At 71.8% G+C, this 22,062-nt stretch carries 22 protein-coding genes and 1 pseudogene; 13 read left to right on the plus strand and 10 right to left on the minus strand.

From position 1 onward, the window contains the following. Positions 1-63: 63 nt before the first annotated feature. Both ACZ66S_RS25110 and ACZ66S_RS25115 read right to left on the minus strand, forming a co-directional pair. Positions 64-1,596 (minus strand): APC family permease, encoded by a 1,533-nt coding sequence (locus ACZ66S_RS25110; RefSeq protein WP_469903752.1) that lies wholly within the window; start codon positions 1,594-1,596, stop codon positions 64-66. 26 nt (positions 1,597-1,622) lie between these two features. After that, positions 1,623-2,573 (minus strand): hypothetical protein, encoded by a 951-nt coding sequence (locus tag ACZ66S_RS25115; protein WP_469903753.1) that lies wholly within the window; start codon positions 2,571-2,573, stop codon positions 1,623-1,625. Between the two features lie 571 nt (positions 2,574-3,144). Between ACZ66S_RS25115 and ACZ66S_RS25120 the strand changes: the two genes are divergently transcribed. The 7 genes from ACZ66S_RS25120 (at position 3,145) to ACZ66S_RS25150 (ending at position 8,953) form a co-directional block, all read left to right on the plus strand. Continuing rightward, positions 3,145-4,038: a DMT family transporter gene (locus ACZ66S_RS25120; protein WP_469903754.1), complete on the plus strand. Its 894-nt coding sequence runs from the start codon at positions 3,145-3,147 to the stop codon at positions 4,036-4,038. Positions 4,039-4,122: 84 nt separating this feature from the next. Further along, entirely contained in the window at positions 4,123-4,638 is a 516-nt protein-coding gene (locus ACZ66S_RS25125; RefSeq protein ID WP_469903755.1) for an NUDIX hydrolase, read from the plus strand. Between the two features lie 39 nt (positions 4,639-4,677). After that, complete coding sequence (locus tag ACZ66S_RS25130; protein WP_365457577.1) at positions 4,678-5,070, plus strand: YidH family protein; 393 nt, start codon at positions 4,678-4,680, stop codon at positions 5,068-5,070. Further along, complete coding sequence (locus tag ACZ66S_RS25135; protein WP_469903756.1) at positions 5,067-5,390, plus strand: DUF202 domain-containing protein; 324 nt, start codon at positions 5,067-5,069, stop codon at positions 5,388-5,390. The genes ACZ66S_RS25130 and ACZ66S_RS25135 overlap by 4 nt, the downstream gene beginning before the upstream one ends. Positions 5,391-6,247: 857 nt before the next feature. Next, positions 6,248-6,544, plus strand: coding sequence for a hypothetical protein (locus ACZ66S_RS25140; RefSeq protein ID WP_469903757.1), 297 nt, complete (start codon positions 6,248-6,250; stop codon positions 6,542-6,544). A gap of 145 nt (positions 6,545-6,689) precedes the next feature. Beyond that, positions 6,690-7,733: a phosphotransferase family protein gene (locus ACZ66S_RS25145; protein WP_469903758.1), complete on the plus strand. Its 1,044-nt coding sequence runs from the start codon at positions 6,690-6,692 to the stop codon at positions 7,731-7,733. Between the two features lie 5 nt (positions 7,734-7,738). Continuing rightward, positions 7,739-8,953, plus strand: coding sequence for an acyl-CoA dehydrogenase (locus ACZ66S_RS25150; protein ID WP_469903759.1), 1,215 nt, complete (start codon positions 7,739-7,741; stop codon positions 8,951-8,953). Between the two features lie 8 nt (positions 8,954-8,961). Here the strand turns inward: ACZ66S_RS25150 and ACZ66S_RS25155 are convergent, their stop codons facing one another. From ACZ66S_RS25155 to ACZ66S_RS25165, 3 genes are read right to left on the minus strand one after another with little or no spacing between them, the layout of a single operon-like run. After that, positions 8,962-9,555 (minus strand): TetR/AcrR family transcriptional regulator, encoded by a 594-nt coding sequence (locus tag ACZ66S_RS25155; RefSeq protein ID WP_469903760.1) that lies wholly within the window; start codon positions 9,553-9,555, stop codon positions 8,962-8,964. A 26-nt stretch (positions 9,556-9,581) separates the two neighbouring features. Further along, positions 9,582-11,249 carry a class I adenylate-forming enzyme family protein gene (locus tag ACZ66S_RS25160; RefSeq protein WP_469903761.1) on the minus strand — a complete coding sequence of 556 codons (1,668 nt, stop codon included), beginning with the start codon at positions 11,247-11,249 and terminating at the stop codon, positions 9,582-9,584. Beyond that, complete coding sequence (locus tag ACZ66S_RS25165) at positions 11,246-12,019, minus strand: SDR family oxidoreductase (protein ID WP_469903762.1); 774 nt, start codon at positions 12,017-12,019, stop codon at positions 11,246-11,248. The genes ACZ66S_RS25160 and ACZ66S_RS25165 overlap by 4 nt, the downstream gene beginning before the upstream one ends. A 165-nt stretch (positions 12,020-12,184) precedes the next feature. On the opposite strand from ACZ66S_RS25165, the gene ACZ66S_RS25170 reads away from it, so the two are divergent. The 3 genes and pseudogenes from ACZ66S_RS25170 to ACZ66S_RS25180 form a co-directional block, all read left to right on the plus strand. Continuing rightward, positions 12,185-13,417 carry an exo-beta-N-acetylmuramidase NamZ family protein gene (locus ACZ66S_RS25170; protein WP_469903763.1) on the plus strand — a complete coding sequence of 411 codons (1,233 nt, stop codon included), beginning with the start codon at positions 12,185-12,187 and terminating at the stop codon, positions 13,415-13,417. A gap of 162 nt (positions 13,418-13,579) precedes the next feature. Continuing rightward, positions 13,580-13,729 (plus strand): hypothetical protein, encoded by a 150-nt coding sequence (locus ACZ66S_RS25175; RefSeq protein ID WP_469903764.1) that lies wholly within the window; start codon positions 13,580-13,582, stop codon positions 13,727-13,729. Between the two features lie 38 nt (positions 13,730-13,767). Continuing rightward, positions 13,768-13,902: pseudogene (locus tag ACZ66S_RS25180) on the plus strand (serine-threonine protein kinase); the annotation flags it as partial. A gap of 58 nt (positions 13,903-13,960) precedes the next feature. On the opposite strand, the gene ACZ66S_RS25185 reads toward ACZ66S_RS25180, so the two are convergent. Further along, on the minus strand, positions 13,961-16,747 hold the full coding sequence (locus tag ACZ66S_RS25185; protein WP_469903765.1) for a penicillin acylase family protein: 2,787 nt from the start codon (positions 16,745-16,747) through the stop codon (positions 13,961-13,963). Between the two features lie 231 nt (positions 16,748-16,978). Between ACZ66S_RS25185 and ACZ66S_RS25190 the strand changes: the two genes are divergently transcribed. Both ACZ66S_RS25190 and ACZ66S_RS25195 read left to right on the plus strand, forming a co-directional pair. After that, a complete protein-coding gene (locus ACZ66S_RS25190; RefSeq protein ID WP_469903766.1) occupies positions 16,979-17,581 on the plus strand; it encodes a hypothetical protein in 603 nt (200 codons plus the stop codon). Positions 17,582-17,680: 99 nt separating this feature from the next. Next, positions 17,681-18,403 (plus strand): 3-keto-5-aminohexanoate cleavage protein, encoded by a 723-nt coding sequence (locus ACZ66S_RS25195; RefSeq protein WP_469903767.1) that lies wholly within the window; start codon positions 17,681-17,683, stop codon positions 18,401-18,403. Here the strand turns inward: ACZ66S_RS25195 and ACZ66S_RS25200 are convergent. Next, positions 18,349-18,825 carry a hypothetical protein gene (locus ACZ66S_RS25200; RefSeq protein WP_469903768.1) on the minus strand — a complete coding sequence of 159 codons (477 nt, stop codon included), beginning with the start codon at positions 18,823-18,825 and terminating at the stop codon, positions 18,349-18,351. The genes ACZ66S_RS25195 and ACZ66S_RS25200 overlap by 55 nt on opposite strands. A gap of 395 nt (positions 18,826-19,220) precedes the next feature. Continuing rightward, entirely contained in the window at positions 19,221-19,742 is a 522-nt protein-coding gene (gene soxR / locus ACZ66S_RS25205) for a redox-sensitive transcriptional activator SoxR (protein ID WP_469903769.1), read from the minus strand. Positions 19,743-19,849: 107 nt separating this feature from the next. Here soxR and ACZ66S_RS25210 point away from each other — a divergent pair, with 107 nt between their 5' ends. Next, a complete protein-coding gene (locus ACZ66S_RS25210) occupies positions 19,850-20,311 on the plus strand; it encodes a MaoC family dehydratase (RefSeq protein ID WP_469903770.1) in 462 nt (153 codons plus the stop codon). 4 nt (positions 20,312-20,315) lie between these two features. Here ACZ66S_RS25210 and ACZ66S_RS25215 read toward each other — a convergent pair whose 3' ends face one another. Together ACZ66S_RS25215 and ACZ66S_RS25220 are read right to left on the minus strand one after the other, a co-directional pair. Continuing rightward, on the minus strand, positions 20,316-20,942 hold the full coding sequence (locus ACZ66S_RS25215) for a TetR/AcrR family transcriptional regulator (protein ID WP_469903771.1): 627 nt from the start codon (positions 20,940-20,942) through the stop codon (positions 20,316-20,318). Between the two features lie 803 nt (positions 20,943-21,745). Further along, a complete protein-coding gene (locus ACZ66S_RS25220; RefSeq protein ID WP_020117785.1) occupies positions 21,746-22,033 on the minus strand; it encodes a YiaA/YiaB family inner membrane protein in 288 nt (95 codons plus the stop codon). Positions 22,034-22,062: the final 29 nt, after the last annotated feature.

Below are 22,062 nucleotides of genomic sequence, written 5' to 3' on the forward strand. Positions count from 1 at the left end.
GCTCGTCAGACTTCCGTAATCAGTTCTCACCCGGCTCTCAGGCGGCGTCCGGTCCGTGGCGGGTCACTGGGTCTCCCCCGCGGCCTTCTCCAACTGGAACGCCTCGTTGCCGAGCCCGATCCGTGCGTGCGCCTCGGGCCTGCGGGCCCGCAGGAGCAGGCCCTGCACCAGACCCACCAGCACGGCGAGGCCGACGATGCCGGGCAGCACCCAGCTCAGCGAGGAGTCGGGGCCGGCGCCCACCAGGACGTCGAAGTCCTTCACCGTGTAGACGGCGATCACCAGCAGGGCGATGCCCGCGAGGGCCGAGGTGACCAGCCGCCAGGCCTGGGCGGCGGCCGCGCCGCGCCGGACGAAGAAGACGACGACGGACGCGGAGGCCGCGGCCATCAGCACGATCACGCCGAGCGAGCCGATGTTGCCGAACCAGGTGAACAGGTGCAGGACCGGCACCGTCGGGTCGCCGGTGGGTTTGTCGTCGGCGATCGCGAAGACGGCCACGACCACCACGGACACGGCGGTCTGGAGCAGTGAGCCGGTGGCGGGCGCGCCGCTCGCGCTGTTGGTGCGGCCGAAGGCGGCGGGCAGCAGGCCCTCGCGGCCCATGGCGAAGGCGTAGCGGGCGACGACGTTGTGGAAGCTGAGCATGGCCGCGAACATGCCGGTCACGAACAGGACGTGCAGGACGTCGGTGAAGGTGCCGCCGAGGCGGGACTCGGTGAGGCCGAAGAGCAGTCCGGCGCTCTGCTTCTGTGACTCGCCCACGACCGCCGAGGGGCCGGTGGCGACGGTGAGGGCCCAACTGCTGAGCGCGAAGAACACGGCGACGCCGCCGACGGCGAGGAACATCACGCGCGGCACCAGGATGTGCGGGCGGCTGGTCTCCTCGGCGTACACCGGTGCCTGCTCGAAGCCGAGGAAGGCGGCGATGCAGAAGCACAGGGCGGTGCCGACGCCGGCGCCGCTGAGGGTGTCCGGGTTGAAGGCGTGCAGGGACAGGCCCTGGGCCGCCGGGTCGGCGACGGCGGCGATGTCGAAGATGACGACCAGGGCGACCTCGACGATCAGCAGGACGCCGAGCACGCGCGCGTTGACGTCGATCTTCAGCCAGCCCAGCGCCCCCACGACGAGGGCGGCCACCAGCGCCGGTATCCACCAGGCCACCGACAGGTCGGCGTAGGTGGCGAACAGTCCGGAGACCTCGAAGCCGAAGATGCCGTAGATGCCGACCTGGAGGGCGTTGTAGGCGACCAGGGCGACGAGGGCCGCGCTCGCGCCGGCGGTGCCGCCGAGGCCGCGGGAGATGTAGGCGTAGAAGGCGCCCGCGTTGTGGACGTGCCGGCTCATCTCGGCGTAGCCGACGCTGAACAGGACGAGGACGACGCCGAGGACGACGTAGAGCAGGGGCTGGCCGACGATCCCCATCACCGCGAATGTAGTGGGCATGACACCCGCGACGACCATGAGGGGCGCGGTCGCCGCGAGGACGGAGAGCAGCAGGCCCCCGGTGCCGAGGCGGCCGGCCCGCAGCGCGCGGTCCTGTCCCTTGAACGTGCTGATGCCTGGTCTGCTCTTGCTGGAACTCTCGGTGGCCATGACCGTCCTTCCGGGATTCGGGGGTGCTACACCGTGCCGAGCGCGTGGTCGCGGGCGGTACGGAAGGCGGAGTACGGCTCGCGGTCCGGGTAGGACCAGGGGGCCGGGGTGGGGCGTTCGCCGATGCGGTGGAAGAGGGCGGCGGCCTCGGCGCCGCGGCCCTCGCAGACCTTCGCGTGGGCGAGGAAGTTCAGGTCGACCAGCCGGCGGGGGTGGCCCTCCTGCTCCCACTCCAGCCACCAGTCGAAGGCCGCCTTCATCACCTGCCGGGCCCGGCGTCCGGTCCAGTGGCCGGAGGCGACGGGGTCGTGCGGTTCGTGCCCGGCGGCGGCCAGGGCACGGTAGCGCTCGGCGTGCGCGATGACCGGCAGGATCGCGAGCGGTGAGTCGGCGGGGGCCTGCTCGGCGGCCCAGTTCGCGAAGTCGTAGACCTCGTGCAGCGGGTCGGGGCCCGTCTCCGCCTGGTGCTCGGCGAGCCGGGCGACCATCAGGTGGTGCGCGTGGTGGTGGTCGGCGTGCCGCGCCCGGATCTCGCCGAAGACGGCGTCGGCCTCGTCCGCCGTCCCGTGGTCGCGCTCCAGCAGGAGCAGTCCGAGCCAGGGCGTGGGGTCGGCCGGCGCGAGGCGGGCCGCGGTACGGCAGGCCTCCCGGGCCTCGGCGGGCTTGCCCTTGCCGCGCCGGACGCGCTGCACCAGGGCGAGGGCGAGCAGTGCGGCCGCGTCGGCGGAGTCCGGCTCGGCCACCAGCCACTCCCTGGCCCAGGCGTCGCTGTACGGCTCGGCCGCGAGCACCGTGACGCGGTGGCCCCGACGGTCCCACTCATCGCCCGTCCGGGTGAGCAGCGCCCTGGCCGCCTGCCATCTGCCCTGTGCCAACGCGGCGCGGGCGTCGATGAGTTCGGCGTCGTCGAGGGCCGCGTCGAAGGCCTGGGAGGCACGTTTCCGACTGCGGCCGAAGGGGGGTGGGGGCGGGGACACCGTGTGGGTTTTCCTCACGGAACAGGGGGTGCGGTGGGCGGGGGCGGTGGTGGTTGGTGTGAAGGCTGGTGCTGGTGGGACGAAGGGGAACGTCGTGGTGAAAGGGGACGGGTGCGCGGAGGAGGACGCCTGGGCTGCGGTGACCGGCGTGCTAGGCGGTACTGGTGGGACGACAAAACGTGCGTCCGGGTGGTACGGACAGGCCGACCGTCGGCGGGGGCCGACCGGGGGACCGATTCGCACCGCCATCGACTGATCACGGACAGCCAACCCTCCGCCAATGGTTTGCGTCAAGGGCGGTAGGGGCGTTACACGCGTCAACTCTCCGTACGGGAGGGGAAGTTGTGGCGGCTGGTGCTGGTGGGAACCGGTCAAGGCCCTGCTTCTGTGGCGTACGCCATGGCGCTGCCCTCCGGCGCATCGCACCATGGCGGGACACCCGGCGCCGAAATGGTTCGGCGGCCGAGTCGACAGCCCGATTCCGGGTACTCCCAGGGGCAAGCCGGACGCTGGGACGCTACAGTCGGCGACAACCACCCCGCCGCCCGGCCGAACGATCGAGGTACGCAGCGTGTCGGTTCTGGTTCTGGTTCTCGCCGTGAGTGCTGCCTGCTGCCTGGGCTTCGGCTTTGTGCTGCAGCAGAACGCGGCGCGTCAGGCCCCGCTGAGCGACTTCCTCTCCCCGAGGCTCCTGCTCGACCTGGTGAAGGTGCCGCGCTGGCTCGGCGGCATCGCCCTGATGGTGGCCGGCATGGTGCTCGGCGCGATCGCGCTCGGCCAGGGCGAGGTGTCCCTGGTCGAACCCCTCCTCGCCACGAACCTCCTGTTCGCCCTCGCCCTCTCCCGCAAGCAGAGCAAGCAGCCGCTGGGCCGGCAGGGCTGGGCGGGTCTGGCGCTGCTGGCGGGCGGGGTGAGCGCGTTCATCGTGGCGGGCGAGCCGCGCGGCGGTACGGCGGTCACCGACCCCTTCCGCCACTGGCTGATCATCGGCGCCATGATCGGTCTCGCCCTGCTGCTCACGACGTACGCCAAGCGCTCCCGCCTCAGCGCGGGCCCGGTGCTGCTGGCCCTGGCGGCGGGACTGCTCTACGGCGTCCAGGACGCCCTCACCCGGGTCAGCGGCCAGCGCTTCTCCGCGGGCGGCCTCGCCGAGCTGCTGACCGGCTGGCAGCCGTACGCGGTACTGGCCCTCGGGGTCACCGGGCTCGTCCTGGTGCAGAGCGCGTTCGAGACCGCGCCGCTGCGGATGTCGCTGCCCGCGCTGACCGCGGCCCAGCCGATCGCCGGGATCGTGTGCGGGGTGGGCTTCCTGGGGGACCGCCTGCGCACCGACAACGTCGCGCTGACCTGGGAGGCCGTGGGCCTCGCGGCCGTCGTCGGCGGCATCGTCCTGCTGGGCATGCACCCGGCGATGCCCTGCGGAGCGACCCGTACGGAGCCGACGCGGGACCTCCAGCCGAGCTGACACCCGCGCCCCCGGGGCGGCGGGGCCCGCACGGGCGGCACGGCCTCCGGTCGGCCGGCGCGGGGCTCCTGCTTGGATGGCCCCATGAGCGCTGCTGACGAGATCCTCGACATCGTCGACGAGCACGACAACGTCGTCGCACAGTCGCCCCGCGGGGAGGCGTACGACAAGGGCCTGCGGCACCGTTGTGTGTTCGTGCAGGCCAGGGACGCGCAGGGGCGGCTCTTCGTGCACCGCCGGACCCCCACCAAGCTGGTCTTCCCGTCCCTCCACGACATGTTCGTCGGCGGAGTGGTCGGGGCGGGCGAGTCGTACGACGACGCGGCCCTGCGCGAGGCGGAGGAGGAGCTCGGGGTGGCGGGCCTGCCCCGGCCGGAGTACCTCTTCAAGTTCCTGTACGACGACGGGGCCGGCCGGACCTGGTGGTCCGCGGTCTACGAGGTCCGCTGCGAGCTCCCGGTCAGTCCCCAGGTGGAGGAGGTCGCCTGGCACGCCTTCCTCACCGAGGACGAGGTGGAGCTGCGTCTGCGGGAGTGGGAGTGGGTGCCGGACGGGCTGGCGGCCTACGAGCGGCTCAAGGCGTACCGGTCGATGGGGTGAGTCCGCGGTCCGGAACCCGCCCCCGATAGGCTCGTGCGCGTGATCGATTTCGCACGGAACGTCCGCGTCTGGTTCGCCCCCGAGGAGGTCCGGCGGGAGGGCCGTACGCCCGACTACCGGTTCTCGCTGGCCAACGAACGCACCTTCCTGGCCTGGCTGCGCACCGCGCTCGCGCTCATCGGCGGCGGCTTCGCCGTGGACCAGTTCCTGCCGGATCTGCGCTGGGGCTGGCGGGTCGGCCTGGCGCTCGCGCTGCTCGCGGCGGGCGTGCTGTGCTCGCTGCGGGCGGTCAACCACTGGGTGCGGTGCGAGCGGGCGATGCGCAAGGGCGAGGACCTTCCGGTGTCGCGGTTCCCGGCACTGCTGAGCCTGGTGGTGGCGGTGGTCGCCGTGGCCATGGTCGTCGTCGTGCTCGTGGGGTGGGAGGGGTGAGCGAGGACGCGGGCGCCGAGCGCGACCCGGGGCTCCAGCCCGAACGCACCCGGCTCGCCTGGCGCCGTACGACCCTCTCGGGCACCGTCTCCGCCGTGCTCGCCGTGAAGACGGCCCTGCACGGCGGCCCGTCCCCCACCGCACTCGTCGCCTGCGCCCTGTGCTGCGCGCTGTGGCTCGGCTTCCTGTACCTGGCGCACCGCCGCATCCACACCCTGACCTCGTCCGATCCCCCACCAGCCCTCACCCCGCGAACCGCCACGACAGCGGTGCTGTGCACGGTGGCGATGGCGGTGTGCGGGGCGGCACTGGTGTTCTGAACGGCAACGCGCCCTTTTCCTGTCCGGCCCCGCGCCCTTTTCCTGGCCCGGCCGCGCGCCCCACCCGAGCCCGACCTACACCTATCGAGCTTGCCCCCGGACTGCGACGCAGCACCTTTGCTCGATCCGGCCACCGGCCCCACCTGAGCCCCGAGGGGGCGACTCCCGAGCCCGACCCCGCACCCCACCTGCTTACGACCCAACGCCCCGGCCGGTCCAGCCACTGCTCCCCAGCACCCGATCACCGACCCGGGCCCGAGCCCGCCCGCCCCCGCACGGGCAGCCGGTCGAGGCCGGGCGCGGGGGCGCGCGGCGCGTCCCCGGGGGTGCGCATCGGCTTACGTCCCAGCGCCCCTGTCAGTCCAGCCACCGCTCCCCAGCACCCGATCACACCCGGGCCCGAGCTCAACCCCGCACCCCACCGGCCTACGACCCAACACCCCCGCCGACCCAGCCACCTCTCCCGATCACCACCCCGGGCCCGAGCCCGACCTGACACCCATCGAGCCCGCCCCGCGCTCAGCCGACTGCGACGCAGCACCTTTGCTCGATCCGGCCACCGACCCCACCTGAGCCCCGAGGGGACGACTCCCGAGCCCGCCCCCGCACCCCACCTGCTTACGACCCAACACCCCGGCCAGCCCAGCCACCGCTCCCCCAACACCCGATCACCACCCAGGGCCCACGATCGCCGCGCTCACCGCCAACCGTCGTACCCGCCGGAGTCAGGCCGCCCGTGCGCCGGTCTCGCTCCTCCGAGGTACTCGGGCGCCACGCAGGAGCGAATCGCCGGATACGTCCCGTTCGCGTGGCAGCCTGGCCGACGTCAGCACCCCCTTGCTTCGAAGGTGAGCACCATGACCACCCTTCACCACGAACACGCCTCCCACGCGCACACGCACGGCTCGGACTGCGGGCACACCGAGGTGCGGCACGAGGACCACGTCGACTACGCGCACGACGGGCACCTGCACCGCGAGCACGAGGGGCACTGGGACGAGTGCGAGCCCGGCGGGCACGTGTCGCACGAGGGGCACGAGCACCGGCACGGCCAGGACTGCGGTCACGAGAGCGTGCTGCACGGCGACCACGTCGACTACCTCCACGACGGGCACCGGCACGCCGCCCACGAGGGCCACTGGGACGACCACTGAGACGATGAACCGACGGCTCCCCGCCACCACGCGGGGAGCCGTCGGCCTATCGTGGGCCGGATCACGTTCACCCTTCCCCCTGGACGACATACCGACCAGTCGGCATGATGGTCGGTACCCGTTCCCGCGCGCGTAAGGAGCCCTGATGAGCCCCGACCATCCGCCAGGCCTCGATCTCGACCGGCTGCGCGGCCTGCTCGACCGTGAGCGGCCCGGCCTGGTGCAGGGCCCTCTGACCGGCCGGCTGATCGAGGGCGGACGGTCCAACCTCACGTACGCGGTGTCGGACGGCACCACGAAATGGGTCGTACGACGGCCCCCGCTCGGCCATGTCCTGGCCACCGCGCACGACATGAAGCGCGAGCACCGGGTCATCAGCGCCCTGCACCCCACGGACGTGCCGGTCCCGAACCCCGTCCTGCTGTGCGAGGACCCCGGGAACGAGGCGGCGCCCGGATCGCCCTTCTACGTCATGGAGTTCGTCGAGGGCATCCCGTACCGCACCGCCGACCAGCTCGCCCCCCTGGGCCCCGAGCGCACCCGTGACGCCGTGCTGTCCCTCGTCGACACCCTCGTCGAGCTGCACGCGGTGGACCCGGCGGAGGTGGGGCTCGCGGACTTCGGGCGCCCGGAGGGCTTCCTGGACCGCCAGCTCCGCCGCTGGGGCAAGCAACTGGACGCCTCCCGCAACCGCGACCTCGCCGGCATCGACGAGCTGCACGCGACGCTCGGCCGGCGTCTCCCCGAGTCCCCGACGGCCACGGTCGTGCACGGCGACTACCGGCTCGACAACGTCCTGATGGGCGACGACGACCACATCAGGGCGATCCTCGACTGGGAGATGTCCACCCTCGGCGACCCGCTCACCGACCTCGGCCTGCTGGTGATGTACAGCCTGCCGCTGGGCATGCCCGACTCCCCGGTCTCCACGACCGCCGAGGCCCCGGGCCACCCGGACCCCTCCGAACTGGTCGCGCGGTACGCCGAGCGCTCGGGCCGGGACGTCTCCGCGGTGTCCTGGTACACCGCGTTCGCCTGGTTCAAGCTCGCCGTGATCCTGGAGGGCATCCACTACCGCTACACCAAGGGCCAGACGGTCGGCCGCGGTTTCGACCGCATCGGCGACCTCGTCCCGGTCTTCATCCAGCACGGTCTCACCACGCTTCGCGACGGCATCCAGGAAGGCTGATCCGCATGGACTTCGCGTTCGACGCACGCACCGAGGAGCTGCGCGCCAAGCTGCTCGCCTTCATGGACGAGCACGTCTACCCCGCCGAGGCCGTCGCCGAGGAGCAGCGCGCCCGGCTGTCCTCACCGTGGGACACCCCGGCCGTGGTGGAGGAGCTGAAGGCCGAGGCCCGCCGTCAGGGCCTGTGGAACCTCTTCCTGCCCGACGCCGAGTACGGCGCCGGACTGACCAACCTCCAGTACGCGCCGCTCGCCGAGATCACGGGCCGCTCCCCGCAGTTGGCGCCCACCGCGCTGAACTGCGCGGCGCCCGACACCGGGAACATGGAGGTGCTCAGCCAGTTCGGCGACGAGCAGCAGAAGAAGCAGTGGCTGGAGCCGCTGCTGGCCGGTGAGATCCGCTCCGCGTTCGCGATGACCGAGCCGGAGGTCGCCTCCTCGGACGCCACGAACATCACCACCCACATCGAACGTGACGGCGACGAGTACGTCGTCACCGGCCGCAAGTGGTACATCTCCGGGGCGATGAACCCGGACTGCAAAATCTTCATCGTGATGGGCAAGACCGACCCGGACGGCACGGACATCCGCCGCCAGCAGTCCATGGTCCTGGTCCCCCGCGACACCCCCGGCGTCACGGTGCAGCGCGCGATGCGGGTCTTCGGCTACGAGGACCACTACCACGGCGGCCACGCCGAGGTGGTCTTCGACCACGCGCGCGTGCCGGCCGCGAACCTGATCGGCGAGGAGGGCGGCGGGTTCGCCATCGCGCAGGCCCGCCTGGGCCCGGGCCGGATCCACCACTGCATGCGGCTGATCGGCATGGCCGAGCGGGCGATCGAGCTGATGTGCCGGCGGGCCGTCTCCCGTACGGCCTTCGGCAAGGCGCTGGCCCAGCAGGGCGTGGTCCACAACTGGATCGCCGACGCGCGCGTGACCGTCGAACAGCTCCGTCTGCTGGTCCTGAAGACGGCCTGGCTGATGGACACGGTCGGCAACCGGGGCGCCCACACCGAGATCCAGTCCATCAAGATCGCCACGCCCCGCGCGGTCGTCGACATCATCGACCGGGCGATCCAGCTCCACGGCGCGGGCGGGGTCAGCCAGGACTTCCCGCTGGCCGAGCTGTACGCCGGCGCCCGCACGCTGATGATCGCGGACGGCCCGGACGAGGTCCACCAGCGCTCGCTGGCCCGCCGGGAGCTGAAGAAGTACCTCTAGCCGGCGCTTTACGGCCGCAGGGACCGCAGGAGGAGGTCGGCCAGGTGGTCGGCGACCTCCTGCGGGCCCATCGGGCCGTCGGGGCGGTACCAGGTCGACAGGTGGTGGACCGAGCCGAAGTGGTAGTCCACGACGAGGTCGGCCGGGGTCGCCGTCGAGAAGACGCCCGCTTCCTGGCCCTCTTCGATGAGCGCGCGGAAGCGCTCGTGGTACTTGCGGCGCTCGGCGCGGACCTGCTTGTTCTTCTCCGGGCTCAGGTGGTGCATCGAGCGGAAGAAGATCGACGCGTCGTCGAGGTTCTCGATCGTGGTGACCACGACGTCCGCGGCGGCGGCCCGCAGTCGCTTCTCGATCGGCTCGTCGGCGTTCGCGAGCGCGTCCAGGCGTTCCTGCTGGACCCGCAGCACGCGCGCGTACACCTCGTGCAGGAGGTCGTCCTTGGAGCCGAAGTAGTGGTACAGCGCCCCCTTGGTGACGCCGGCCGCCTCGACGATCTCCTGCACGGAGGTGCGGTCGTAGCCCTGCTCGGCGAAGAGCCGGGTGGCGGCGGCCAGCAGCCGCTGCGGGACGGGCGTACCGTCTCCGTCCGTCGTCCTGGGCACTGTGCCGCCACCTGCCTTCCGAGAGGTCATTCGCCGTCGTGCGGTCGGGAACGGAGTTCCCGACGGAGGATCTTGCCACTGGCCGTCTTCGGCAGCTCGGGCAGGATCTCCACCTGTCGCGGGTACTTGTAGGCCGCCAGTCTCTCCTTGCAGTACGCGGCGAGCGCATCGGGGTCGGTTTCGACACCCGGACGGAGGCTGATGTACGCCTTGACGGTCTCCCCGCGGTACCCGTCGGGCACCCCGACGACGGCCGCCTCGCGCACCGCCGGGTGCGTGTACAGCACGTCCTCGACCTCGCGCGGCCACACCTTGAAGCCGGACGCGTTGATCATGTCCTTCTTGCGGTCGACGACGTACAGCCAGCCCTCGGCGTCCATGAACCCGATGTCGCCCGTCCGCAGTTCGCCGTCCGGGAAGGTCTCGGCGGTCGCCTCCGGCCGCCGCCAGTACCCGGGCACCACCTGCGGTCCGCGCACGACGATCTCGCCCTGCTCGCCGAAGGGCACCTCGGCACCGCTGTCGTCGACGATCCGTACGACCGTGTCGGGCCCCGGCACGCCCACCGCGAGCGTCCCGGACACCGGGTCGACGGGCGCCTCCCGCTCCGGCGGCACGGACGCGCAGGGCGCGGAGCACTCGGTCAGCCCGTAGCCGTTGCGGATGTACGGCCCGAAACCGGCCCGGAACTTCTCCACCAGGGCGGGCGGCAGCGGGGCCCCGCCCGAGGAGATGTTGACGAAGGACGAGAAGTGCCCGGGAGTGACGTCCGGGTGGGCGGCCAGCGCCATGAAGGCCGTCGACGGGCCGACCGTGTAGTGCGGCCGGTGCTCGGCGAAGGCCTCCAGGACCACGCCCGCCTCGAAGCGGTACGTCAGCACGAGCGTGCCCACGCTGTTCAGGCACGCCCCGAGCTGGCAGACCATGCCGGTGATGTGGAAGAGCGGCGCCAGGGCGTAGTACACGGGCCCCTCGGGCAGCCCGAGCCCGGTCCGCTGCCGCTCGGCGTTGTACATGATGTTGCCGTGGGTGTTGGTGGCGCCCTTGGGGGTGCCGCTGGTGCCGGAGGTGTAGCTGATCAGCGCGATGTCGCAGGGCGTGACGTCCCGTCCCTCGGGCGCCTTGTGCCCGGCTCGCGCGACCGCGACCAGGTCGTCGGCGTCCTCGGCCTGCGGCAGCCGCTCGAAGGTGAGCACGCGCGCGTCCCCGCGGGTCTGGAAGTCCAGCTCGCACCCGGTCAGCACGATCCGCACCGGCGAGCCGGCCGCCGTCTCGCGCAGGTACGACTCCCAGGCCCGGTCGGAGCAGATCAGCGCGGCCACCTCGCCGTCCCGCAGGACGTGGCCGACCTCCCCCGACTTGTACATGGGGTTGACGGGCACGACGACCGCGCCCGCCTTCCAGGCGCCGAGCAGCGCGAGCACGAACAGCGGCGAGTTCTGGAGCAGGATCGCCACCCGGTCCCCGCGCTCCAGACCGCGGGCGGCGAGATGCCCGGCGACGGAGTCGCTCAGCTCGTCGACCTCGCGGTAGCTGAGCCGTCCGTCGAAGTAGGCGAGGAAGGGCCGCTCCGGTGCCTCGGCGACGGCTCGCCGCAGGGAGTGCACCAGGGAGTCGTCGGGCTCGACCGGGCCGCGCTGGGCCTCGCTGAGCAGGGCGAGCCAGGGCTTGGCGGCGTAACGGGACTCGCTCATCGGACCTCTTCCCACTTGCGCTGGAGGTGGTTCATGCCGGACAGCCAGCGGTCGGGCTCGGCGGCCCGCACCTGGTAGTACTCGGCGACCTCGGGGTGCGGCAGGATCAGGAACCGGTCCTCCGCCATCCCCCGGAAGAGCGCCTCGGCGACGTCCTCCGGCTCGACGGCGGTCGGCTTGAGCACCAGGTCCCCGGCGGTCCCGGTGGCGGCGAGCATGTCGGTCCGCACGCCCTGCGGACAGATGGCGTGCACCTTGATCCCCCGGTGCCGGTACGTCAGCGACAGGTACTCGGCGAAGGCGTACGCCCCGTGCTTGGTGACGGCGTAGGGCGCGGCCCCGATCATGGTGAGCAGTCCGGCGGCGGAGACGGTCGACACGAACCGCCCGCTCCCCCGCTCCAGCCACGCCGGAAGCAGCGCGTGGGCGGCCCGGACATGGGCCATGACGTTGACGTCCCAGGAGGTGGCCCAGCCGGTCTCGTCGAGCGGCTCGTCGGCGTTCCCGCCCCCGAAGGCGACCCCGGCGTTGGCGCAGTAGACGTCGACCGTGCCGTCCAGGGCGTCACGCGCCTCGGAGATCACGGCGGAGGCGTCCCCGTCGACGGCGATCCCGCCGATCTCCTCGGCCACCGCCTTGGCCCGCCCGGCATCGAGGTCGTTGACGACGACCCGGGCCCCTTCCGCGGCGAACCGCCGCGCGAGCGCGGCCCCGATGCCACCTCCCGCCCCGGTCACGACCACTCCGGCACCTTGCAGGGCTTCCACCATCGGTCTCCTTCGACTCCGGCTCGACTGCCCGGCCAGACTAACCGGTCGGTATGTCGGAAGGAAGGGTGCCAGGTGCGCCCCTTCAGGGGCGCGGGGAACTGCGCGACCAGCCAAGGACAACCCGCACCCTCCCCACAACCCGCGGGAGCGCATAACGTGCACAACATGCGCCTATCCAGACGAGCCCTCCTCGCAGCGACCACGGCAGCAGCCCCGTTCACCTCAGCCACGCCGGCCTCGGCGGCCAGGCCCCGCAGACGAACCGGCTTCGAGAACCTCGCCGCATCCGGCTACGAACAACTCCGGGGCCGGCGCATCGGCATCGTCACCAACCCCACCGGCGTCACCCGGAACGTCCAGCACATCGTCGACGTGATGCACGCCGACGAACGAGTGAACCTGGGGGCCGTCTTCGGTCCCGAACACGGCTTCCGGGGCACCGCCCAGGCGGGCGGCTCCGAGGGCCGCTACGACGACCCCGCGACCGGGCTCCCCGTCTACGACACTTACCTGAAGAGCGGCCAGGCCCTCGCCGACGTCTTCACCGCCTCCGCCGTGGACACGGTCGTCTTCGACATCCAGGACGTCGGCGCCCGCTTCTACACCTACATCTGGACCTTGTACGACTGCATGGAGGCGGCCCAGCTCGCCGGCAAGCGCTTCGTCGTCCTGGACCGCCCCAACCCGGTCACCGGCCGCGCGGCCCAGGGCCCGGTCCTGCACCGGGAGTTCGCGACCTTCGTGGGCCGGCAGCCCATCTCCCAGGCGCACGGCATGACCGTCGCCGAGCTGGCCCGGCTCTTCAACGGCGAGTTCCTCACCACGCCCGTCCCCCTGGAGACGGTCCTGATGACGGGCTGGCGGCGCTCGGAGTTCTACGACGACTGGGACCTGCCCTGGGTCCCGCCGAGCCCGAACATGCCGACCCCCGACACCGCCCTCGTGTACTCCGGCACCTGTCTCTTCGAGGGCACGAACCTCTCGGAGGGCCGCGGTACCACCCGCCCCTTCGAACTGCTCGGCGCGGAGGGCCTGGACGGCCGCTGGGCCGCCGCCGCCAACGAACTCGGCCTGCCGGGCGTGCACTTCAGGGAGGCCTACTTCACGCCCACCTTCTCCAAGTTCCAGGGGAAGACGATCGGCGGGGTGCAGATCCACGTCCACGACCGGCCGGCGTACGACCCCGTCCGCACCGGCATCGGCCTGCTCGTGACCGCCAGGCGGACCTGGTCCGGGTTCGCCTGGCGCCCCGACAACTGGATCGACAAGCTCACCGGGTCCACCCGGGTGCGCACGATGATCGACGCCGGCGCGAGCACCGACGAGGTCGTGGCGGGCTGGCGGGAGGAGCTGAGCGCCTTCCGGCGGATGCGAAGGAACTACCTCCTCTACGGATGAGGCGGGAAGTATGGCCAACTTCGCCCCGTAGCAGGACGATGCGCACCATCCGGGGACGAGGGGGTCGGTGATGGCTGATCCGACGATGAGTGTGACGCCGTACTGGGAGCTGACGTTCGACGCGGACGGGGACCCGGACACAACCCGGCTCTGCTGGGGTGCGTGGGGGTCGTACAGCCGTCGATGCGGTTCTCGGACGGGCCGATCCCGGACTTCCCGCGGGCGGTGGCCGCCGAGATGTCGCCGCGTCCGATGGTCGACAAGGACGCCCGGCACACGCTGCCGAAGACCTTCCCGGACGGGCCACCGTGATCGACCAGGTGGCCCGGCTGCTGGACCAGCAGCCGGGGCTGCCCGCGGAGGGCTGTGTGAACGTCGACGCGGCGGCCGTCGTCAGACGCGGCGGGCCACCCGCGGGCGCCCACAGCGACATCTGCCACCGTGAGCTGGCCCGCCTGGTGCCGGCGGCGGGCCGTATCCACTGACCCGCCGCCAACCGCCGTACGGCTGCCCGGACTTCTGCCGGTACTTCTACGGGTACTCCTACCGGTGCGAGGTGAACTCCACCACCTGCTGGTAGGTCGGGCGGTTCTGCCAACTGATGTTGTGGTGCTTGATGCCGCCCAGGGTGCGCTGCACGATCGAGTCGGCGCACCACTGGTCGCCCGCCGAGCACAGGTCGTCGCCGGGGTAGACCTGGGCCGCGGTCTTGCCGGCCGCCGTCTTCAGGGTGCTGATGAGGACGTCCCGGCAGGCGCCGAGGCTGCCGCCGCCGCAGTACCTGTCCGCCAGCGGGCCCTGCACGCTCTCGCCGAGCACCGCGCGGACGTCCTTGTCGACGTAGCTCCACCAGCCGTACTGGAAGGAGCTGCCCGCGTGGGCGCCGGTGGGGCCGTGCGCGGCGGACGGGGACTCGTCGACGGGCAGGTTGGCCTGCATGGCGGTGTACAGGGAGGTGCCGAGGCCCGGTTCGAAGATGCCCTTGGCCAGCAGCGGCCACCACGCGTCCAGGATGCGGATCGCGTCGGTGTCGGCGTACTTCTTCGAACCCGCCGACGTCTCGGTGCGCTTGCCGCCGGCCGTCAGCCATGTCTGGAGCTTGCTCACCGCGGCGGCGGCCGTGGCGTCGGTGACCGTCGAGCTGTTGATCACCTTGAGCAGGTCCGGGAGGACGTCCTCCGCGCGCAGGTCGGCGAGGGACGCGTCGGCCATGGCCTTCACCAGCGAGACCCGGGTGACCCCGCCCGCGGCGACCAACTGCTTGACCCGGTCCTCCAGCAGGTTGCCGCGGTGCACCGAGCCGTCGCCCCAGGGTGCGGTCGTGTAGTCCTTGGCCTGCTTGTTGTTCCAGGAGATGTAGTAGTCCTGGTCGACGGAGTTGGGGTGCGCGGAGGCCGGCGTGTAGTCGGCGGTGTTGGTCGCCGGGTTCCAGTTCCGCCACTCGTACGCCGACTGCGCCCACACCGGGAACTCCGCGTCGACGCCGGACGCGCGCACCGGGTTGTCCCCGCTGTTGTAGTACGCGGTGTGCGTGGCGTCGGCGTAGAACCAGTTGAAGGTGTAGTTGATGTGCTGCACCGCGCTCTGGAAGGTCCCCGGGCTCTTGACGTAGTCGGGGTCGTTCAGCATCTGGAAGCCGATGATCGAGTCGGCCTCGTGCAGGTAGGAGGAGCGCAGGGTGGTGTAGGCGACCTTCTTGCCGCCGACCGTCGCCCGGTACTCGACGGGACCGTACTTCGTGCGCCAGACCCGCATCGTGTACGACCCCGCGGCGGTGCCGTCGGCCGTGGTCGGGGTCCAGGAGTTCTTCTGCTCGATCTTCTCCATGGCCGTGCAGGTGCCGTGGTACAGGTAGTGGTAGTCGTCCTGGCACAGTTCGACGGCGTAGGTGTCGATGATGTCCTGGCCCGAGGTCGTGGCGGACCACGAGTAGTCCTGGCCGCGGCCGAGTTCGACATACATGCTCAGGCCCGCGAAGGAGGCGCCGCGGGCGCTCAGGCCCGGGCCCTGGATCTCCTGGAGCATGAGGAGCTGCGGCGCGAAGTAGCCGGTCTGCGGTCCGAAGACGGCGACGGGGTGACCGCTGGCGGTGTACTTCCCGCTGACCACGAGGGCGTTGGACATCCCGCGCCTGGCCGAGGTGAGCGCGTTCGCGGTGGCCGTGGCGGAGGCGGCGCTCGCGCTCTGGTCGGCGCCGGTGCCGGAGGCGTCGTGGACCAGCGGCTCAGTGGTCACCGAGCCGGCGTCGGGCAGCGCCCCGCCCTGCGGGTTCGCGGGCTTGCCGGCGTACGGGAAGCTCTCGCCGTTGTGGACGGTGAGGACGGCCTCGGGGTCGTTGCGCTCGCGGAAGGACTCCCAGACCTCGGTGCCCTTAGTGACGCCGTACCGCTCCTGGGCGGCCATCAGCGAGATCGCGTTGTTGACCTCGCCGCCGCCCCCGGAGCCGAACAGGGCGCCGATGACGGAGGCCAGCGCGACCAGGTCGGTGACCTTGAAGTGGTCGATGGTGCCGGCGTTGGTGATCGAGTCCTTGTGGCCGGTCAGGACGTACTCGCCGGGGAAGTAGCGGCCGCTGTCGGAGGCGTCGATGTAGGCGTTGATGCCGGCGAGATAGGCGTTGGCGTCGGCGAGTGCCTGCTGGCCGCGGGCGCCGTTGGAGGCGACCGCGTTGTCGATCTGCGCCTGGAGGTCGGCCTCGCTGTAGGGCGCGTTGCGCCAGAACTGCTGCTCCAGGCCCTGGTTGGAGGGGGCACCGCCCGCGAAGGTGGTCAGTTGGCCGCGCCCCACGTGCCGGAAGACGTCCATCAGCCACAGCCGGTCCTGTGCGGCCGCATAGCCCGCGCCGAACTCGGTGCCGTATCTGGTGGTACCGGTGATGTGCGGGACGCCCGTCTTCTTGTCACGGACGATCTTCACGTCGGTGCGGCCGGCGGGGCTCAGGGTGGAGGCGACCTGATCGGACGGGACCCCGAAGGACGCGTCGTTGAAGAAGGTGTTGATGGTGGAACTGGTGAGCGTGGGGTACCCCTTGGCCAGGTTGGCGTAGGGGCCGAGCTGGTCCTCGGCGTGGTCGGGCTGGGTGCCGAAGGCCTGGTTGAGGAGGATCTGCGCGAGGGTCGCGTTGCCGTTCTGACCGGGCGGCAGGATGTCGGAACACTGGCCGCCGCAGTAGTCGTTCGGGGCCGCGGCCTCGGCGGCGGACGCCGTCTGGGCAAGCGGGGACAAAAGACCGGCAATCAGGACGCATACGGATGCGGACTTCAGGAACCCGGTGAGTCTGTTGGGAGTTCTCAGTCTGTCGAGTGCGGTGCGTGAGGTGCGCCGTGGCATGGCAGCTCCAACCGACGGGGGTGTGGCCGGACGTTACCGCCGGTATCCCCGGGATTGAAGATGAACATGCGTCAAGTTTTGGCAGGGGTTCTCGAGCTTATGGGGGGCATCGGAAATCGGATGGAGCCAAATCGTCTGTCGATACGTCTATTCGGCAACGCCGTGCGAAGGCCGTGCGGTGACGCCGAAGTGACCGAAGTACAGGTGCAGGTGTGACGGAGGTGCAGGGCGATGGCCGGTTTCCGGAGTCTGGCGAGACAGGTGCGGGATCCGCGGTGCGATCTGGCGCTTCGGCGCTACTCGCTGCGCAAGTGCCTTGAGCGGTTCGCCCCTTACGGGCACAGGGCGACCTGGGACCACTTGTGCTCCCGGGCGGGATTCGGTCCCGAGGACCGCTCCCCCGATCCGGCGCGGCTCGTGGCCGCACTGGAGGAGTTGGAGGAGGCGCGTTCGGTCTGGCTCGCCTACGAGGTCGAGTTCGCCGAGCGACGCAAGAAGGAGAAGCACGACGGGTTGCGCAGGCCGGGCAGTGTGGACGACTGGCACCGGCTGACCTGGGGCGGGTTCGGAGTCGCGTGGTGCGACGACCCCAGGGTGCACCCCGATGACTCGCTGGCCGAGGTGTTGCGCAGGCTGATCTCCGCGCTGGAGCGCGAGCCGGGCGCGGTGTGCCCGGTGTGCGACGGGGACCGGCTCGTCTGGAGGTACGAACTGGACCATGAACCCTCGACCGGCCCGGTCTGCGCGGACTGCGGAATCCTGGTGCCGCGGCCCGTGCTCACACCCGAGGCCCTGGCGGACGCCAGGCGCGGACGGTTGCTGATGTCGGCCTAGAGCGTGTGGGCGCGCCGGGGGTGCGCCGGGGATGCCGCACCCCCTGTTGAACAGGTTGCACAGGCTCGGACTGTCGGTGCCGCCTGGCACCATCGAGAAATGGTGCAGGTGTGTCTCAACGGCCCGCGTGGGGCCGCGGACGGGGCGGCGGTGCCGCTCACGCCCGAGTCCATGGCGCGGTCGGCGGCCGAGGCCGTCGCGGCGGGCGCCACGGACATCCATGTCCACCCCAAGACTCCGTGCGGTCGGGACAGTCTGTCGCCGCGGGTGGTCGCGGCGACGCTGGAGGCGATCCGTGCGCGGGTGTCGGTCCCGGTCGGTGTGACGACCGGCGCCTGGGCGGAACCCGACCCGGTGGCCCGGGTCGCCCGCGTCCGGAGCTGGACCGCGCTGCCCGACCACGCCTCGGTGAACTGGCACGAGCCCGGCGCGGAGGAGACGGCCGCCGCGCTGATCGACCTGGGCGTCGGCGTGGAGGCGGGCATCTGGTCGGGCACGGACGCGGCCGGGCGGTTCGCGCGCTCCCCGCTCGGCCCGAAGGTGCTGCGCGTCCTCGCTGAGGTGACGGACACCGACGCGCCCGAGGCCAACGCGCGCACACTGCTCGCCGAGCTCGGCGGGGCCCACGGTCGCCCCGTGCTGCTGCACGGCGAGGACGCCGGCGCCTGGCCGCTGTTGCGGCTGGCCGGTCGGCTGGGACTCGCGACCCGGATGGGCCTGGAGGACACGCTGCTCCTGCCGGACGGCCGACGGGCCCTGTCCAACGCTCAGTTGGTGGCCGAGGCGCTGGCCCAGTACGGATGCGCCCAGCGCTCGCCGTAGGGCAGGCCGAGGAGTTCGGCGCGGATCGCCAGGTGGGGTTCGCCCTGGGCGCGGAGCCGGTCGGGGGCGTGCCGGGAGAGCCAGGCCCGCAGTCGGGGCACGGCGGCCTCCTCGCCGTACCGGAACCAGCCGAACGGCGAGTCGTCGACGAGCAGTTTCTCCAGCCACCAGTCGACGCAGCGCGCGAGGTGCGCGTCGGCGACCGGGCTCGCGTGCCAGCGGTCCAGCAGCGGGGTGACCGAGCGCAGCACGGAGGCGCACAGCTCGAAGATCTCGACGATCCAGTACGGCGGTTGCGGCGCCGTGAGGACGTCCTCCCACCAGGCGAGCACGAACGCCTCCACGGCGGCGGACTGCTCGGCGGGCCAGGCGCGCCAGTCGACCACCGCGAGCCCGTGGAACCCTAGGCCGAGCGGTTCCATCTCCCCCGCGACCAGCGCGCGCACCCTGCGGGAGCAGTCGGCGCATCGCGGCCGCCTGGTCGTCGAAGTGGTCGGAGACCTCGAAGGTGTACATCCGCAGCACGTCCGCCGGCACCCGGACGTACGGCGTGCGCAGGTACGCGGCCTCCTCGGGGAGGTGGCAGAGTCCGCAGGCCGACTCGCCGGGGCTGGCGAAGCCGTTGAAGACGGTGTCGATGTCGGCCAGGGCCGCGTCAAAGGCCTTTGATGTCATGGGAGTTGATCCCGTCAGGACTCCGGACGCGGTGTCGCCGCCGGCCGAAGATCGCGACGCTACCAGGAACGCGGCGGCGGTGCCGGTGGTTTTTGGTACCGCCCGGCGGCCGGCCGAGCGGCTGCCGCACCGGCCCCGCGGCTCAGCGGCACTCGTCCGCCGGCTCCTGCCGTTGCGGAGTCCGGCGGGCGCTCTGCTGCGCGCCGCCGCTCCGCTCCACCAGCAGCCGCGACCCGGTCAGCCGGTCGCCGAAGACGTCGTCCGGGTTGGACAGGACACAGGTGTCGAGGGAGAGGCAGCCGCAGCCGATGCAGTCGGTGAGGTGGTCACGGAGGCGGTTCAACTGCTTGATCCGCTCGTCGAGTTCGGAGCGCCAGGCCTCGGAGAGGCGGGCCCAGTCCTCGCGGGTGGGGGTGCGCTCCTCGGGGAGTTGGGAGAGGGCGTCGCGGATCGTGGCCAGGGGGATGCCGACGCGTTGGGCGGCCCGGACGAACGCGACCCGCCGCAGCGCGTCACGGGAGTAGCGGCGCTGGTTGCCCGTGGTGCGGCGGCTGCTGATCAGGCCCTTGGACTCGTAGAAGTGCAGGGCGGAGACGGCGGCGCCGCTGCGGGCGGCGAGCTGGCCGACCGTGAGTTCGTGGATCTTCTCGGGAATCTGGGGCACCCCTCGAACCCTACCCATGCCGTCACCCTCGCGGTCCGTTGACAGGGGCTTCCCGGCCGACCATGCTAAGCAGTCGCTTAGACATCATGTGGCGAGGAGGCCGGGACATGGCAGAGCCGAGGATCTTCAACGGCGCCGACGACCTGAAGGCGGCGGTCGGCGAGCAGCTCGGGTACACCGACTGGCTGGAGGTCGACCAGAAGCGCATCGACCTGTTCGCGGACGCCACGGGTGACCACCAGTGGATCCACGTCGACCCGGAGAAGGCCGCGCAGGGTCCTTTCGGCACGACCATCGCGCACGGCTATCTCACCCTGTCCCTGCTGCCGCTGTTCGGGCCGCAGCTCATCAAGGTCGAGGGCGTGAAGATGGGCGTCAACTACGGGACGAACAAGGTGCGGTTCCCCGCGCCGGTGCCCGTGGGCTCCCGTCTGCGCGCCACCGCGCGGATCACCGGCGTCGACGACGTGGCGGGCGGCGTGCAGGTCGCCGTCGCCTTCAGCGTGGAGCGCGAGGGCGGCGACAAGCCGGTGTGCGTCGCGGAGTCGGTGTCCCGGTACTACCTGTAGGCGGTCACTTGGACACGCCCACCATGCGCAGCACGAGGTCGGCGTCGAGCGCGCCGACCTCGTCGGGCGTCCAGGGGCCGTCGACGTTGAACCAGCGGGCCACGTCGATGCAGAGCGACATGACGGCGAGGGTGGTGCCCTTCACGTCGAGCACGTCGAACTCGCCGGAGGCCACGCCGTCCTCGATGATCCCGCGCACCTCCGCGTCGCACTGCCGGCGCAGGTCGAGGATCTCGGCGCGGGCGTCGGGGCCGAGGGAGTCCAGTTCGTACTGGACGACCCGGGCGGTGGTACGGCCGCCGGCGTGCCAGCGCACGAAGGAGCTGACCGCGTCCGCGAGCCGCTCGGTCGCGGTGCCGTCGCCGCGGGCCGCGACCCGGAGGATCTCCAGCGCCTTCGCGTGGCCGATCCGGCTGATGCGGTGCAGCAGCTCTTCCTTGGTCTTGTAGTGGATGTAGAGCGCGGCGGGGCTCATCCCGGCCCGGCCCGCGATGTCACGGGTCGTGGTGGCGTGGTAGCCGCGCTCGGCGAACGCCTCCACCGCGGCGACGAGCAGCCGCCGCGCCGCGTCGGGCGTGACCTCGCCCCACGCCGACATCTCGCCGCCGGCCGTCTCCTCCGCCGTACTCATCGCACGCCCCTCTCCACTGTCAGAACCCCCACCATACCGCCGAACCTGAGCGAGCGCTTAGCATCCCCGCTCAGAGGGACGCCGGGGGTGGGCCGAAGTGGGGGCTCCTCCAGGGGGAGGGACCGCGGGCAACCGCCCCCGGGGCACCGTGCGGGCCTGAGCGGTGAGACCGGCTCCGGGGAGCCGCGTACTGCGGGCAACCAGCGCGGCCTGGGCCGGGGCACCGGGGGGTGGGGCACTGCGACGCGCCCGCCCCCCGTACGGACAGGATCACGACCCCGTGGACCTAAGCGGCCGTGGGACCAGGCGGCCCAGGAGCCGGGAACGGTGAACAACTGGCGCGGCCGGGGTCCTCGGACGGACACGCTCACCGCAGACGCGGAGGCGCCTGCGGCAGGGCCGAAGGTCGTGGGCACCGCCGACGCGCCGGCCCCCGTACGAACAGGATCACGGCCCCCCGGGCCGGAGCGGCCGTCCGACCAAGCGGGCCCCGGGGAGCCGGAAGCGAGGGGCACGGCCGGGCCCCATCGGCCAGACACGTTCACCGCAGACGCGGAGGCGCCTGCGGCAGGGCCGAAGGTCGTGGGCACCGCCGACACGCCAGCCCCCGCACAGGCAGGATCACGCCCTGTGGACCTGAGCGGCCGTCCAACCATGCAGGCCCCCGGGGAGCCGGAAGCGAGGGGCACGGCCGGGCCCCATCGGACGGACCTGTTCGCCGCAGGCGTGGAGGTGCCTGTGGCGGCCGGCTCCGTCCTAGTCCCCTCCAGGCGGTGACGTTCAAGCCATCGGCCGCGCGTGCGTCACAGCTTCTCGAACGGGTCGTGTTCGGCGAGGAGCTTCTCCAGGCGGGCCTGGTCGACCCGGCTGACGATCTGGCCCGCCTCCTGGCGGTCGCGGATGACCTTGGCGAGCGTGAAGGCGGAGGTGACCAGGTACAGGACGGCGATGGCGAGGAAGCCCCGCACCCAGGCGTCGGCGTTGAGACGGAAGATGCCGACGGCCGTCGCGGCCATGGCCACGGCGAAGGAGGCGACGGCCTGGCCGTAGAAGGCGGCCGTGTTCTGCTGCTTGACCGGTGTGTCACTCATGGCCAGAGTCTCGGCCACGCGTGGCACGG

Source organism: Streptomyces sp. NPDC107471 (assembly GCF_055582845.1).

Bases quoted from the DNA above. Each gene is read 5' to 3' on its own strand.
- ACZ66S_RS25145 (WP_469903758.1), top strand. From the start codon at position 6,690: ATGAGCCCCGACCATCCGCCAGGCCTCGATCTCGACCGGCTGCGCGGC.
- ACZ66S_RS25220 (WP_020117785.1), bottom strand. From the start codon at position 22,033: ATGAGTGACACACCGGTCAAGCAGCAGAACACGGCCGCCTTCTACGGC.
- ACZ66S_RS25195 (WP_469903767.1), top strand. From the start codon at position 17,681: ATGGTGCAGGTGTGTCTCAACGGCCCGCGTGGGGCCGCGGACGGGGCG.
- ACZ66S_RS25200 (WP_469903768.1), bottom strand. From the start codon at position 18,825: ATGGAACCGCTCGGCCTAGGGTTCCACGGGCTCGCGGTGGTCGACTGG.
- ACZ66S_RS25210 (WP_469903770.1), top strand. From the start codon at position 19,850: ATGGCAGAGCCGAGGATCTTCAACGGCGCCGACGACCTGAAGGCGGCG.
- ACZ66S_RS25185 (WP_469903765.1), bottom strand. From the start codon at position 16,747: ATGCCACGGCGCACCTCACGCACCGCACTCGACAGACTGAGAACTCCC.
- ACZ66S_RS25170 (WP_469903763.1), top strand. From the start codon at position 12,185: ATGCGCCTATCCAGACGAGCCCTCCTCGCAGCGACCACGGCAGCAGCC.
- ACZ66S_RS25165 (WP_469903762.1), bottom strand. From the start codon at position 12,019: ATGGTGGAAGCCCTGCAAGGTGCCGGAGTGGTCGTGACCGGGGCGGGA.
- ACZ66S_RS25190 (WP_469903766.1), top strand. From the start codon at position 16,979: ATGGCCGGTTTCCGGAGTCTGGCGAGACAGGTGCGGGATCCGCGGTGC.
- ACZ66S_RS25110 (WP_469903752.1), bottom strand. From the start codon at position 1,596: ATGGCCACCGAGAGTTCCAGCAAGAGCAGACCAGGCATCAGCACGTTC.
- ACZ66S_RS25160 (WP_469903761.1), bottom strand. From the start codon at position 11,249: ATGAGCGAGTCCCGTTACGCCGCCAAGCCCTGGCTCGCCCTGCTCAGC.
- ACZ66S_RS25150 (WP_469903759.1), top strand. From the start codon at position 7,739: ATGGACTTCGCGTTCGACGCACGCACCGAGGAGCTGCGCGCCAAGCTG.
- ACZ66S_RS25215 (WP_469903771.1), bottom strand. From the start codon at position 20,942: ATGAGTACGGCGGAGGAGACGGCCGGCGGCGAGATGTCGGCGTGGGGC.
- ACZ66S_RS25140 (WP_469903757.1), top strand. From the start codon at position 6,248: ATGACCACCCTTCACCACGAACACGCCTCCCACGCGCACACGCACGGC.
- ACZ66S_RS25125 (WP_469903755.1), top strand. From the start codon at position 4,123: ATGAGCGCTGCTGACGAGATCCTCGACATCGTCGACGAGCACGACAAC.